Raw genomic sequence first — 12588 nt, 5'->3', positions numbered from 1 at the left:
GGCGCAGGTCCTGCTCACCGTCCCGGTGCTCTCCCTGATCGGTGCCGGTGAGGAACCGGCCACCCTTGACGGGTACGGGCCCATCCCGGCCTCCATGGCACGGCAACTCGTCGCCGACGGCGCCGAGTCCTTCCACCGGGTCCTGACCGACCCCCGCGACGGCGCACCCTTGGAAATCGGCCGCACCAGCTACCGGGTTCCCACAGCGATGCGGCAATGGCTCCGGATCCGGGACGGGAAATGCCCGTTCCCCGGCTGCAACAACCACTCCCTGGACAACGAAGCCGACCACCTCCTCGCCTGGGCCGATGGCGGCACCACCGGCATCACCAACCTCGGCCAGCCCTGCCACAAACACCACAGACTCAAACACACCAGCGCGTGGAAACCCACCCCGGCCACCCAAAATAAGCCGCCCGGGTGGGTATCACCCAGCGGCCGCCACTACCAAAGCGAACACCAAGACTGGGAGCCACCGGACTGGCTCTCATTCACCGGACGCGAATTCCAACACGAACAACAGGACTGGGAGCCACCCGAGTTGCCGGACGAAACCCAGATCCATGACGCCGAGCCACCCGAAGATCCCGGGCTAACCCAAAACCTCGTCCCGGGACAGGGCGGCTTTCCAGAGCGGGTAGCCCGACACGCGCAGCACGGATGAGTCAGGACATTCCTCAGCGGTACCCCTCCAAATGGCTGACAGCTGCCTCAGGGACGGGACGCAAGGGCACACCAATGCCGCCGTGCTGCGTCTGGTCGCCGAGCTATGGACGCGGGCTAGCCATGCCGCTGCCTCGGACGTAGCCGCCCGAAACCACCGTGCGGAACAAAACGCCACGCGACGTCAGAGGGCCGAACCTCGGAACTATAAGCCAGCTGCTGCTGGCACCGGTCCGCGGTTCGGCCCTCTGCCAAATCTGTTAAGCCCGCTGCGGGGAACCAAGCTCCACGGGGTCTTCGTCTGTGAGGTAGGCGAGCTCGGAGTGCGCTGCGATGTCGATGCCGCGAAGTTCGTCTTCGGGCTTGATTCGCAGGCCGATCGTCCGGTCCAGGATCTTGGCCAGGATCCACGTAATGCCGAAGGAGTAGACCAGGACACTGATCGTGGCCAAAGCCTGGATACCCAGCTGCGTAAAGCCACCGCCGTAGAACAGCCCGTTCACGCCGTTCGGGGCAGCGTCCGTCGCGAAGAACCCGATCAGCAGCGTGCCGATAATGCCGCCCACCAGGTGCACGCCCACTACATCCAGCGAGTCGTCAAAGCCCAGCCGGAACTTCCATTCAATAGCCAGTGAGCAGACCGCACCGGCAATGGCACCGATGGCCACCGCGCCCAGCGGGCTCACCGCACCGCAGGCCGGGGTGATGGCGACCAGGGCCGCAATGAGGCCGGAAGCTGCACCCATGCTGGTGGCGGCCCCATGACGCATCCGCTCCACGAGGGCCCAGGCGAGGAGTCCTGCCGAGGCGGCCACAGCGGTGTTCAGGAAGACCACGGCTGCGGACTGGCCGGCCGACAGTGCAGAGCCGGCGTTGAAGCCGAACCAACCGATCCAGAGCAACCCTGCCCCCACGAGGACAAGCGGCCTGCTGTGCGGTTTGGTGTGTTCCATCTTGGGCCAACCCGAGCTTTTGCCCAGAACGAGTGCCAGGGCAAGTGCCGCGGCGCCGGCGTTCATGTGCACCGCTGTTCCGCCAGCGAAGTCTATGGCCTTGATGCCGCTGGCGATCCAGCCGCCGATGACGCTGCCGTCAGCCGAAGTAAACGCGAACACCCAGTGTGCGATCGGGAAGTAGACAACGGTGGCCCAGATCCCGGCGAACAGCATCCACGCGCCGAACTTCATCCGTCCGGCTGCCGCTCCCGCAACCAGGGCCGTTGTGACACATGCGAAGAACAGCTGGAATGCCGCAAAGAGAATGAGTGGAATGGACGCGGAATCGTCCTTGGCGAGCATCTGCCCCATGCCGGGGAATTCAGTGATATCACCTATCAGGCCAAGCCCGCCGACCGAATTCCCAAAAGCCATCGAATAGCCGAACAGTGCCCAGAGGACGGCGACCAGGCTGGCGCCGCCGAAGCACATCATCATCATGTTCAGAATGCGGCGCGACCCCACCATACCCCCATAGAACAAAGCCAGGGCGGGAATCATCATGCAGACCAGCGCGGAGCTGGCGAGAATCCAAGCGACATTTCCCGAATCCATGGGAAACCCCTTTCGTGATGCGAAGAGAGAACGGAAAAGGCCCGGAGAGCCGCTCCGGACAAGGACGCGGAGTCATGACCACGTTCATCGGAGGGCAGCCATCACCGTCTGGATCCAACTGTATGGTCACTGTACAAATGTGGGTTTCCGGCGAGTTAAATCAAAGTTTCAGTCACAGGCATGTGAGTTTCACTAGCCCCGCAGGAGCAGTTTGACCGACCTTGCCGAACACTGCCCGAAACTTTCCCCCAAGCTGCGGATAACTGCCGGAATCCTTGATGCCTCAAAGCCACTATTAGTCCAAGGGCACACCAATCCAACCGGACCGGGTGGGCGAATACAAAGTATAAGTACGGGATGTAAGGAAGAGGGGAAAATCATGAGCCAAACAACAGCTCTGGACCCGAGTACCGCGGGGGCAGTCACTAAAGACAAACTCACCGCTGACTTCCACGCCCTAGGACTTGCCGGCTGCATAGACAAGCTCACCGTTCCGCTCAGACAACAAGGTGTCTGCGTGCGGTGGGAGACCCCGCACCACGGCGTCGAAATTCCGGCCGCCTGCGCCACCCTTCTCTACCATGCCGCGGAGGAGACACTCAATAACGCACTCAGGCACTCCCACGCGACAGAGTTGACCGTCCGGCTGGCAGCCGTTTACCACGGTGTCCGCCTGACTGTCACCGATAACGGCGTGGGCTTCAACTGCAGGACCCAATCCATGGGTAGGAAGCACGGGTACGGTGTATGCCTGATGACCATGGCCGTGCAGGAAGCCGCCGGCACCATCTCCATTGATTCCGCACCCGATAAGGGCACCCAGGTGGCCATCACCATCCCCCTGGACTGACGCTAAACGTGGACTGACGCTAAACGGACTGACACTTATCGGACAGACACTCAACAGACAGGCGCCTACAGAAGTAGCGGCCTAAAAGCTGGGGCCGACAGTGGACTACGGAAACTCGCAGACCACCGGCCCCATCAACACACCCGGCACTTCCGGCTGACGAGCACGCTTGGCGACAAGGAGCTTGCCTCGAACATAGTAAGCGCGCATACTAGTTTCATGTTGCAACTCGCGCAGGGACACGCCACCTCGACCGCCTCCCCGGCGGACTTCTACGCCCGCTGGATCCAGCACGACACGTGGGCGTCCTGGCCACCTGATACAGACTGGGTCCGCGCCGAGCATCCTGTTGAGGTCGGATCCCGCGGGACCATGAAGCCCAAGGGTGGCCCGAAGCTGAATTTCATCGTGACCACACTCGAGCCGGACAGGGAATACACGGACACAACACGGCTTCCCGGCGCACGGCTCGTCTTCCAGCACACGGCGCGAGCAACGGAAGGGCAGACCGTGCTGGGTGTCAGTGTCGGGATCAGTGGTCCGCTCGCCTTCATCTGGGCAAAGATCCTGGGCGAAGGCTTCAGGGACTCCGCCCAAGCCGACCTCGACAGGCTCGTGCGGATCGTGGAAGAACTGTGAACGCCTGGCTCGGAGTGGTATCCGCCGAGCATGTACGGCGGGGCGTCAGCCTTGGAATAGCGCAGATCGGCCACGGCAAGAGGGCGGGGCTTGCCCGGATGAAAGCCGGCGACACCCTGGTTTACTACTCACCCGTCGAACGCCTCGGCGATGGAACGCCTCTCCGGCGGTTCACCGCGCTGGGCACCATAGAAGACGACGAGATCTGGCAGGCCGATGAGGGCGATTTCAAGCCGTTCCGTCGACGTGTCCGCTACGAGGACGCCACGCCGGTCGACGTCGACAGCGTCAAAAGCCTCCTGCGCCTCACCGACTCACCCAACTGGGGCTATCAACTCCGTCGTGGCCTCATTCCGCTGGAGGAAGCGGATGTCCAGATCCTCAGATCCCGGATGACCTGAGCGCTGACGGGATGGCAAAGAACCTGGAGAGTGCGTTCGAGGACGCCGACGACAGCCCGGGCCTGATGTTGTGGCGGGTAACGAACACGTGGCAAGCCGTCATGCGCGCGACCCTGCAACCATTCGACCTTACCCACGTGCAGTTCGTCCTCCTTGCCACCCTTGCCTGGCTCCACTCGGACAACCCGGTCACTCAGCGGGACCTGGCAACCCACGCCCGCACCGACCCGATGATGACGTCCCAGGTACTCCGCGCCCTTGAGGCCAAAGGACTCCTCCGCCGCCTTCCCCATCCCACGGACGCGCGGGCGCGTGCCCTTGCTGTCACTCCCGATGGTGCGGCACTCGCCAACAGGGCCAACGTCGCCGTCGAAGCGGCGGACCGGGAGTTCTTCGGTCCCCTCGGACCACACCAGACTGATTTTGTGAAGCGGCTCCGCACCCTGAGCGAAGACGCCCTTGTACTGTCCGTTTAGTGAGAAGTACGACGGCGGAGCGGGGTTAGTCCCTGCCCGCCAGTTTCGAAACCTCCCGAGCCAGGACCTTGGCCCGGACCTCCGGGGTGCGGGCCTTGAGCAGCTGCAGGATCACGGCGTAGCGGCCGGATCTCCCGAGGCGTACAAAAGCCGCATCAGCCAACGGGTCAGCCGCCAATCCGGCCGCCAGGTCGGGAGGGACCTCAGCGGTGCGCTGGGACTCGTATGCTGCCTCCCATCGTCCGTCGGCCCTGGCGGCCTCTATCTCCACAAGCCCGGACACCCGCATGCGGCCCGAGGCGATAAGTGCCTCGGCCTTGGCAACGTTGACGCTGGACCAGGAGCTCCTCGCCCGGCGTCGTGAGTAGCGCTGGAGGAAGGAAACGTCGTCATGGGACTTGCGCTGGCCGTCAATCCAGCCGTGGCACAGGGCCACGTCCAAGGCATCCTCAATGCTGATGAGAGGAGCACCCGAGTGCCGCTTGCCAATCAGCAGCCAGGCCTCGGACTGTTCGTCCTGGTGCGCGTCCAGCCACGATTCCCAGGCAGCGGAGTGGCGGAACTCAAGCGGCTCCACTCAGCGCTGCCGGAATGACGCGAGGATCTCGAGGTAGTGGGGATTATTCATGACGCCCAGCACGTCGCCGAACGGGTCTACCACCGCGGCGGTGATGAAGCCCGAGTCCCCGTGTGCCGTGATCGGCTGGTACTCCGTTGCACCCATGGACAGCAGCCGCTCTACCGTCACATTGAGGTCGTCGACGTGCCAGTGCATCACGGCACCACCGGGCTCGGCGGCTGCTGCGGGCGGCCGGTAGCGGCGGTCAATGATTCCCAGCTCGTTCTGGTAATCGCCGATCCGGAACTCCGCGTACGCCAGGCCTCCCTCAGGCCCGGGCCGTTGAAAATAGGCCTCCATGCCCAGGAACTCGGTGTACCAGGCTGCTGCTGCTGCAACATCCTCAGCCCAGAAGTTAATGGTGCTGAATCCTCGCAGGCTCAATGGCCTTCCCTTTCGTCGATTCAATCCACGAACGCAAATCCTGTACTGGGCAATACTGTGACTAGCGGTGGCCAGAGTCTATCCAGTCGGGCTCCCAGGCGACAGGGCACAAAGGGGTTGACGGAACTCCCACACCCAAGGGACAATAATCGTATATTATTTCGTACTTGATGAGGAGACGACTGTGGACCAGGTCAATGACGACGTCCTGGCGGCGGCGAGGAAGGTCATCGCCGTGCACATCAACTACCCAAGCCGCGCTGCCCAGCGCGGACGCACGCCCGCCCAGCCCTCATACTTCCTCAAACCCTCGTCCTCGCTTTCCCTGAGCGGTTCCGCCGTGGAACGCCCCGCGGGCTGCGAACTGCTCGGCTATGAAGGCGAGATCGCCCTGATCATCGGAAAGCCCGCGCGCCGTGTCAGCATCGAGGACGCCTGGAGCCACGTGGAATGGGTCACCGCCAGCAACGACCTCGGCGTGTACGACCTCCGCTACGCGGACAAGGGCTCCAACCTTCGCTCCAAGGGTGGTGACGGCTTCACCCCGGTGGGCCCCGCCCTTATCCCGGCAGACACCGTCGACCCCGCAAAGCTCCGCATCCGCACCTGGCACAACGGCGAAGTAGTCCAGGACGACACCACTGAGGACCTGCTCTTCCCGTTCGCCCGGCTGGTGGCGGACCTGTCGCAACTGCTCACCCTCGAAGAAGGCGACTTCATCCTCACCGGTACACCCGCCGGCGCCTCGGTGGCCAGGCCTGGAGACGTGCTGGAGGTGGAGGTAGAGGCGGCCGACGGCGGCCGGACCACCGGCCGCCTGACCACCACTGTGGAGGCAGGTACGACGGCGTTCGCGGACTTTGGTGCGTTGCCCAAGGTTGATGACCTGCAGCGGGCGGAGGCGTACGGTTCGCGGGAGGCGGCCGGCCTCGCCGCCGTCGGGACGGCCCTGACTCCGGAGTTGAAAGCCAAGCTTGAAAGCGTCTGCACGGCCACTCTGTCTTCACAGTTGCGAAAGCGTGGCCTGAACAACGTCAGCATTGACGGCCTCACCGCCACGCGCCCGGACAGGCGCGTCGTCGGTCTGGCCAGGACCCTACGCTATGTGCCCAACCGCGAGGACTTGTTCAAGACCCACGGCGGCGGTTTCAACGCCCAGAAACGGGCCATTGACTCAGTCAACGAGGGCGAGATCCTGGTGATGGAGGCCCGCGGCGAAAAGGGCACGGGCACCATCGGGGACATCCTGGCGCTCCGGGCCCAGGTCCGTGGCGCGGCAGCCATCATCACCGACGGCGGCGTCCGCGACTTCTCCGCAGTGGCCGCCATGGATATGCCCACCTACTATTCCAATCCGCATCCCGCGGTCCTGGGCCGCCGCCACATCCCCTGGGACACGGACATCACCATCGCCTGCGGCGGCACCACCGTGCAGCCCGGCGACATCATCGTGGCCGACTCAGACGGCATCCTGGTCATCCCGCCGGCGCTGGCCGAGGAAGTGGCGGCGGATTCCATCATCCAGGAACGCGAGGAAACCTTCATCGCCCAGATGGTGGAACAAGGCCACAGCGTGGACGGCCTGTATCCCCTGAACGCGGAATGGCGGACTAAGTACGAGGAATGGGAGGCGGGCAAAGCCGATGACTGAGACAGCCACCACCGTCCCAAGCAAAACCGCAGGCAGCAAATCCGAGCAGGCCTACACGGCCGTCAAGGCCAGGATCGTGGAGGGCACCTACACTCCCGGGTACCGGCTGGTCCTGGCCAAGATCGCCGAAGACCTCGGCGTGAGCGTGGTCCCGGTACGTGAAGCGATCCGCCGCCTGGAAGCCGAAGGCCTGGTGACATTCGAGCGGAATATCGGCGCCACCGTTTCGGGCATCGACCCCACCGAGTACCTGTACACGATGCAGACCCTGAGTATCGTCGAGGGTGCGGCCACCGCCCTGTCAGCGCCGCTGATCAGCGCGCCGGACATCGCCAGGGCCCGGGCAGTGAACGCGGAGATGCGGGACTGCCTCCAGCACTTCGACCCGGTGCGTTTCACGCGGCTCAACCAGGACTTCCACAGTGTCTTGTTTGAGCAGTGCCCCAATCCGCACCTCCTGGACCTGGTCCACCGGGGCTGGAACCGGCTGGCCTCTCTTCGGTCCTCAACGTTCCGCTTTGTCCCCGGCCGCGCACACGACTCCGTGAACGAACATGAGGCCCTGCTCCAGCTCATCGAGTCAGGGGCCGGTGCTGACGCCATCGAGCAGGCCGCCCGACGCCATCGCAGCGCCACGCTGGACGCCTACCTCCAGCAGGCCAACCACCAAGAACACAGTTAGGACTTCAACGATGACTGCCCCTATCACAACCGAGGCGAGCCACTATATCCCCCAGGACCTGCCCACCCACATCCAGCACTACATCAACGGCGAGTTCGTTGATTCGGTGGGTGGCAAGACCTTCGACGTCCTGGACCCGGTCTCCAACCGGAACTACGCCACGGCCGCCGCCGGCCAGAAAGAGGACATCGACCTCGCCGTGGCCGCGGCCCGCGAGGCCTTCGTCAATGGCCCGTGGCCGAAGATGAAGCCCCGCGAGCGGGCCCGCGTCCTTAACAGGATCGCTGACGCCGTGGAGGCCCAGGAAGCACGCCTCGCCGAGCTGGAGACCTTCGACACCGGCCTGCCTATCACGCAGGCCAAGGGCCAGGCCCTGCGCGCGGCGGAAAACTTCCGCTTCTTCGCGGACCTGATCGTGGCACAGTTTGATGATGCCATGAAGGTCCCGGGCTCGCAGATCAACTACGTGAACCGCAAGCCGATCGGCGTCGCCGGGCTCATCACGCCCTGGAACACCCCGTTCATGCTGGAGTCCTGGAAGCTTGCCCCGGCCCTGGCCACCGGAAACACCGTGGTCCTCAAGCCCGCCGAATTCACCCCCCTCTCTGCCTCGCTGTGGGCCACTATCTTCAAGGACGCCGGCTTGCCTGACGGTGTGTTCAACCTGGTGAACGGCCTGGGCGAGGAAGCCGGCGACGCCCTGGTCAAGCACCCGGACGTGCCGCTGATCTCCTTTACCGGCGAGACCACCACGGGCCAGACGATCTTCCGCAACGCCGCGGCAAACCTCAAGGGCCTGTCCATGGAGCTCGGCGGCAAGTCCCCGTGTGTGGTGTTCGCCGATGCCGACCTGGACGCCGCGATCGATTCCGCCCTGTTCGGGGTCTTCTCGCTCAACGGCGAACGCTGCACGGCCGGCTCACGCATCCTGGTGGAACGGGCCATCTACGACGAGTTCTGCGAAAAGTACGCCGCCCGCGCCAAGAACATCGTCGTCGGAGATCCTCACGATCCCAAAACCGAAGTGGGCGCCCTGGTCCATCCGGAACACTACGAGAAAGTGGCTTCCTACGTGGAGATCGGCAAGTCTGAGGGCCGGCTGCTGGCCGGCGGCGGACGGCCGGAAGGCCTGCCCGCAGGGCTCAACAACAGCAACTACATCGCACCCACGGTGTTTGCCGACGTCGCCCCGGACGCGCGGATTTTCCAGGAGGAGATCTTCGGCCCGGTCGTGGCCATCACCCCGTTCGAGAACGACGACGAGGCGCTGGCTCTGGCGAACAACACCCGTTACGGCCTGGCCGCTTACATCTGGACCCAGAACCTGACCCGCGCCCATAACTTCTCCCAGAACGTCGAAGCCGGAATGGTGTGGCTGAACAGCCACAACGTCCGCGATCTGCGCACCCCCTTCGGCGGCGTCAAAGCCTCGGGCCTGGGACACGAGGGCGGCTACCGCTCCATCGATTTCTACACCGACCAGCAGGCCGTGCACATCACGCTCGGCAGCGTTCATACTCCTAAATTCGGCGCCTGAGCCGCCACCCCAGAGCCCCTTTCAAAGAAGAGAGCGCATCATGACCAACTTGGTTCCCACCCCCGCGGTTCCGGCTCCGGACATCGTCCGCTGCGCCTACATGGAGATCGTGGTGACTGACCTCGCCAAGTCGCGTGAGTTCTATGTGGACCTCCTGGGCCTGCACGTCACCGAGGAAGACGAGAACGCGATCTACCTCCGCTCCCTGGAGGAGTTCATTCACCACAACCTGGTGCTCCGCAAGGGTCCCATCGCCGCCGTCGCAGCCTTCGCCTACCGGGTGAAGTCCCCCGCGGAGGTCGACGCCGCCGAGGCCTACTACAAGGAACTTGGCTGCCGCACCGAGCGCCGCAGGGAAGGCTTCACCAAGGGCGTGGGCGATTCTGTCCGTGTGGAGGATCCCTTGGGCTTCCCGTACGAGTTCTTCTACGACGTGGAGCACGTGGAGCGCCTCACCCAGCGCTATGACCTCTACTCCGCCGGTGAACTGGTGCGCCTGGACCACTTCAACCAGGTCACCCCGGACGTTCCCCGCGGCCGCGCCTACCTGGAAGACCTCGGCTTCCGGGTCTCGGAAGACATCCAGGATGCCGACGGCGTCACGTATGCTGCGTGGATGCACCGCAAGCAGACGGTCCACGACACTGCCCTGACCGGCGGCAACGGCCCGCGCATGCACCACGTCGCGTTCGCCACGCATGAGAAGCACAACATCATCCAGATCTGCGACAAGATGGGCGCCCTGCGCATCAGCGACCGGATCGAACGCGGCCCCGGCCGGCACGGCGTGTCCAACGCGTTCTACCTCTACATCCTGGACCCGGACGGGCACCGCATCGAGATCTATACCCAGGACTACTACACCGGCGACCCGGACAACCCCACCATCACCTGGGACGTCCACGACAACCAGCGCCGCGACTGGTGGGGCAACCCCGTCGTCCCGTCCTGGTACACGGAGGCATCCCTGGTCCTGGACCTGGACGGCAACCCCCAACCCGTCATCGTGCGGGAGGAAAAGAGTGAAATGGCGGTCACCGTGGGCGCGGACGGCTTCTCCTACACGCGCAAGCAGGACGGTGAAGGAGCGGACTCCGGAGAAAAAACGGGCTTCAAACTGGGAGCGCAGCTGTAGCCATGATGGATGCAACGACGATCGAGGCCATCGCCGACGAACTGCTGGAGGCAGGCCGCAGCCGGAAGCCGGTCCCGCGCCTGACAGCCCGCTACCCGGACATGACAGTGGAGGATTCCTACGCGGTGCAGCAGTTGTGGCGCCGCCGCAACGAGGAAGCCGGCCGGACCCTGGTGGGCCGCAAGATCGGCCTCACATCCAAGGCCATGCAGGCAGCCACCGGCATCACCGAACCCGACTATGGCGCCATCTTCGACGACATGTTGCTGGAAACCGGCTGCTCCGTCCAATGGGAGCAGTACACCCACCCGAGGGTGGAGGTTGAACTGGCGTTCGTACTGAAGGACGGTCTCAAAGGCCCCGGCTGCACCATCTTCGATGTCCTCAACGCCACCGACTACGTAGTCCCCGCCCTTGAGATCCTGGACTCCAGGATCGAAATGGAGGGCCGGACCATCGTGGACACCATCGCGGATAACGCCGCGATGGGCGCAATGGTCATCGGCGGCAACCCGGTGAGGCCGGATGCCATGGACCTGCGCTGGGTCTCCGCCATCCTCTACAAGAACCAGACAGTGGAAGAAACCGGCGTGGCCGCCGGAGTCCTGGACCACCCGGCCAACGGCGTCCACTGGCTCGCCAACAAAATCGCCGCCCACGGGGACGGAATGAAGGCCGGCGACATCATCCTCGCCGGATCCTTCACTCGGCCGCTCTGGGTGTACAAAGGGGACACTGTCCACGCCGACTACGGACCATTGGGGAGCATCACATGCCGCTTCGAGTAGAACCGGACGCCACGTTCCGCGACGCCCTGCGCAATCAACACGGCGAGGCCGGCCGTCCGCTCGCCGGGATGTGGGTCTGCTCCGGCAGCCCGCTGATCGCCGAACTCTGCGCCGGGTCCGGCCTGGACTGGCTCCTGGTGGATGCCGAGCACAGCCCCAACGGGCTCGAATCCATCCTGGCCCAGCTACAGGCCGTCCACGGCTATCCAGTCCACACCGTAGTCAGGCCGCCGGTGAACGATACCGTGCTGATCAAGCAATACCTGGACCTCGGCGTGCAGAACCTGCTGGTCCCCATGGTCAATTCCGTGGCGGAGGCGGAGGCCGCCGTGGCCGCCACCCGTTATCCGCCGCAGGGCGTGCGCGGGGTGGGGTCCGCCCTGGCCCGCGCCGCCCGCTGGAACCGGATCCCGGACTATCTGGCCCGGGCCTCGGAAACCGTCAGCGTCACCGTCCAGATCGAATCCACAGCGGCAGTCGACGCCGTCGCGGAGATCCTGGCCGTGGACGGTGTGGACGCCATCTTCCTGGGCCCGTCCGACCTCGCCGCCTCGATGGGGGTGCTGGGACAGCAGGAACACCCGGACGTCCGCGCCGCCGTCGAACGCTGCCTCAAAGCTGCCACGACCGCAAGGAAACCCGCGGGCGTCAACGCCTTCAACCCGGGCACGGCCAAGCACTACCTGGCCCTCGGCGCGAACTTCATCCTGGTGGGCGCCGACGTCGCAATCTTGGCCCGAGGCTCCGAAGCACTCGCCACCGAATACATCAAGGCCGCCGACGGCGACGAGCCGGCAGGCTATTAACCCATCGCTGGCGCTGGGGCGGGCGACGAACTGAACTGGCGGCGCGCCCAGCGGGCCAGCTTCTTGCCCTTGCCCTTCCAGAAGTTATCCTCGTCCTTGTCATGATGCAGCCGAAAGACGATGGCAACCATCACGAAGACGCCCATCGCAACGTCCATCCAGGACCAGAAGACGGCGTCCACCAGGACACTCACGCCCATCGCAACCACCGACGGGATCGCCAGCGTCCTGAACACCGTGCTTGCGACGTACCGGCGGTGTGATCTCGGCACGGACAATGCGCGGACCATGTCAAAGCACATGCAAACCACCACGAGGGTCTGCGCCAACGCCAACAGGGCCTGCCCCGGCACTGAGCCTGCGAACATGGCAACGCCCGCCGTCCCCTCGCTCATCGGACACATCCC

General features: G+C 64.5%; 15 protein-coding genes. 11 read left to right on the top strand and 4 right to left on the bottom strand.

Features of this window, described 5'->3' with window-relative positions:
• A partial coding sequence (locus tag J7E83_RS11095) for an HNH endonuclease signature motif containing protein (protein ID WP_214962009.1) occupies nucleotides 1–664 on the top strand: 664 nt, incomplete at its 5' end.
• Between the two features lie 259 nt (nucleotides 665–923).
• Here the strand turns inward: J7E83_RS11095 and J7E83_RS11090 are convergent.
• Nucleotides 924–2213, bottom strand: coding sequence for an ammonium transporter (locus J7E83_RS11090; RefSeq protein WP_214962007.1), 1290 nt, complete (start codon nucleotides 2211–2213; stop codon nucleotides 924–926).
• Between the two features lie 379 nt (nucleotides 2214–2592).
• On the opposite strand from J7E83_RS11090, the gene J7E83_RS11085 reads away from it, so the two are divergent.
• From J7E83_RS11085 to J7E83_RS11070, 4 genes are all read left to right on the top strand, one after another.
• Nucleotides 2593–3063: a sensor histidine kinase gene (locus J7E83_RS11085; RefSeq protein ID WP_214962005.1), complete on the top strand. Its 471-nt coding sequence runs from the start codon at nucleotides 2593–2595 to the stop codon at nucleotides 3061–3063.
• 219 nt (nucleotides 3064–3282) lie between these two features.
• Nucleotides 3283–3702, top strand: a complete 420-nt coding sequence (locus J7E83_RS11080; protein WP_214962002.1) for an SRPBCC family protein — start codon at nucleotides 3283–3285, stop codon at nucleotides 3700–3702.
• Nucleotides 3699–4103: an EVE domain-containing protein gene (locus tag J7E83_RS11075; protein ID WP_214962001.1), complete on the top strand. Its 405-nt coding sequence runs from the start codon at nucleotides 3699–3701 to the stop codon at nucleotides 4101–4103. Before J7E83_RS11080 ends, J7E83_RS11075 begins: the two co-directional genes overlap by 4 nt.
• An 11-nt stretch (nucleotides 4104–4114) precedes the next feature.
• Nucleotides 4115–4579 (top strand): MarR family winged helix-turn-helix transcriptional regulator, encoded by a 465-nt coding sequence (locus tag J7E83_RS11070; protein WP_214961993.1) that lies wholly within the window; start codon nucleotides 4115–4117, stop codon nucleotides 4577–4579.
• A 25-nt stretch (nucleotides 4580–4604) separates the two neighbouring features.
• Here the strand turns inward: J7E83_RS11070 and J7E83_RS11065 are convergent, their stop codons facing one another.
• On the bottom strand, nucleotides 4605–5156 hold the full coding sequence (locus J7E83_RS11065) for a YdeI family protein (RefSeq protein WP_214961991.1): 552 nt from the start codon (nucleotides 5154–5156) through the stop codon (nucleotides 4605–4607).
• Nucleotides 5157–5582, bottom strand: coding sequence for a VOC family protein (locus J7E83_RS11060; protein WP_214961989.1), 426 nt, complete (start codon nucleotides 5580–5582; stop codon nucleotides 5157–5159).
• Between the two features lie 184 nt (nucleotides 5583–5766).
• Between J7E83_RS11060 and J7E83_RS11055 the strand changes: the two genes are divergently transcribed.
• Genes J7E83_RS11055 through J7E83_RS11030 form a run of 6 tightly spaced genes read left to right on the top strand, consistent with a single transcriptional unit; the run spans nucleotide 5767 to nucleotide 12181 of the window.
• Complete coding sequence (locus J7E83_RS11055) at nucleotides 5767–7233, top strand: fumarylacetoacetate hydrolase family protein (protein ID WP_214961987.1); 1467 nt, start codon at nucleotides 5767–5769, stop codon at nucleotides 7231–7233.
• Complete coding sequence (locus J7E83_RS11050) at nucleotides 7226–7915, top strand: GntR family transcriptional regulator (protein WP_214961985.1); 690 nt, start codon at nucleotides 7226–7228, stop codon at nucleotides 7913–7915. Before J7E83_RS11055 ends, J7E83_RS11050 begins: the two co-directional genes overlap by 8 nt.
• 10 nt (nucleotides 7916–7925) lie before the next feature.
• A complete protein-coding gene (hpaE, locus tag J7E83_RS11045; protein ID WP_214961983.1) occupies nucleotides 7926–9452 on the top strand; it encodes a 5-carboxymethyl-2-hydroxymuconate semialdehyde dehydrogenase in 1527 nt (508 codons plus the stop codon).
• Between the two features lie 40 nt (nucleotides 9453–9492).
• Nucleotides 9493–10587 (top strand): 3,4-dihydroxyphenylacetate 2,3-dioxygenase, encoded by a 1095-nt coding sequence (hpaD, locus tag J7E83_RS11040; protein WP_214961981.1) that lies wholly within the window; start codon nucleotides 9493–9495, stop codon nucleotides 10585–10587.
• Between the two features lie 2 nt (nucleotides 10588–10589).
• Nucleotides 10590–11375, top strand: a complete 786-nt coding sequence (gene hpaH / locus J7E83_RS11035; protein WP_214961980.1) for a 2-oxo-hept-4-ene-1,7-dioate hydratase — start codon at nucleotides 10590–10592, stop codon at nucleotides 11373–11375.
• Nucleotides 11360–12181 (top strand): HpcH/HpaI aldolase/citrate lyase family protein, encoded by an 822-nt coding sequence (locus tag J7E83_RS11030; RefSeq protein WP_214961978.1) that lies wholly within the window; start codon nucleotides 11360–11362, stop codon nucleotides 12179–12181. Before hpaH ends, J7E83_RS11030 begins: the two co-directional genes overlap by 16 nt.
• Here the strand turns inward: J7E83_RS11030 and J7E83_RS11025 are convergent.
• Nucleotides 12178–12576 (bottom strand): hypothetical protein, encoded by a 399-nt coding sequence (locus J7E83_RS11025; protein WP_214961976.1) that lies wholly within the window; start codon nucleotides 12574–12576, stop codon nucleotides 12178–12180. The two genes, J7E83_RS11030 and J7E83_RS11025, sit on opposite strands and share 4 nt — an antisense overlap.
• Nucleotides 12577–12588: the final 12 nt, after the last annotated feature.

This window comes from Arthrobacter sp. ISL-48, assembly GCF_018613805.1.
Lineage (GTDB): Bacteria > Actinomycetota > Actinomycetes > Actinomycetales > Micrococcaceae > Arthrobacter.
The sequence above is the reverse complement of the archived record's forward strand: the minus strand, read 5'-3'. Positions and strand labels throughout refer to the sequence as shown.

Excerpts from the sequence above, each read along its gene's own strand:
- J7E83_RS11090 (WP_214962007.1), bottom strand. The coding sequence starts at position 2,213 with ATGGATTCGGGAAATGTCGCTTGGATTCTCGCCAGCTCCGCGCTGGTC.
- J7E83_RS11085 (WP_214962005.1), top strand. The coding sequence starts at position 2,593 with ATGAGCCAAACAACAGCTCTGGACCCGAGTACCGCGGGGGCAGTCACT.
- J7E83_RS11080 (WP_214962002.1), top strand. The coding sequence starts at position 3,283 with ATGTTGCAACTCGCGCAGGGACACGCCACCTCGACCGCCTCCCCGGCG.
- J7E83_RS11070 (WP_214961993.1), top strand. The coding sequence starts at position 4,115 with ATGGCAAAGAACCTGGAGAGTGCGTTCGAGGACGCCGACGACAGCCCG.
- J7E83_RS11050 (WP_214961985.1), top strand. The coding sequence starts at position 7,226 with ATGACTGAGACAGCCACCACCGTCCCAAGCAAAACCGCAGGCAGCAAA.
- hpaE (WP_214961983.1), top strand. The coding sequence starts at position 7,926 with ATGACTGCCCCTATCACAACCGAGGCGAGCCACTATATCCCCCAGGAC.
- hpaD (WP_214961981.1), top strand. The coding sequence starts at position 9,493 with ATGACCAACTTGGTTCCCACCCCCGCGGTTCCGGCTCCGGACATCGTC.
- hpaH (WP_214961980.1), top strand. The coding sequence starts at position 10,590 with ATGATGGATGCAACGACGATCGAGGCCATCGCCGACGAACTGCTGGAG.
- J7E83_RS11030 (WP_214961978.1), top strand. The coding sequence starts at position 11,360 with ATGCCGCTTCGAGTAGAACCGGACGCCACGTTCCGCGACGCCCTGCGC.
- J7E83_RS11025 (WP_214961976.1), bottom strand. The coding sequence starts at position 12,576 with ATGAGCGAGGGGACGGCGGGCGTTGCCATGTTCGCAGGCTCAGTGCCG.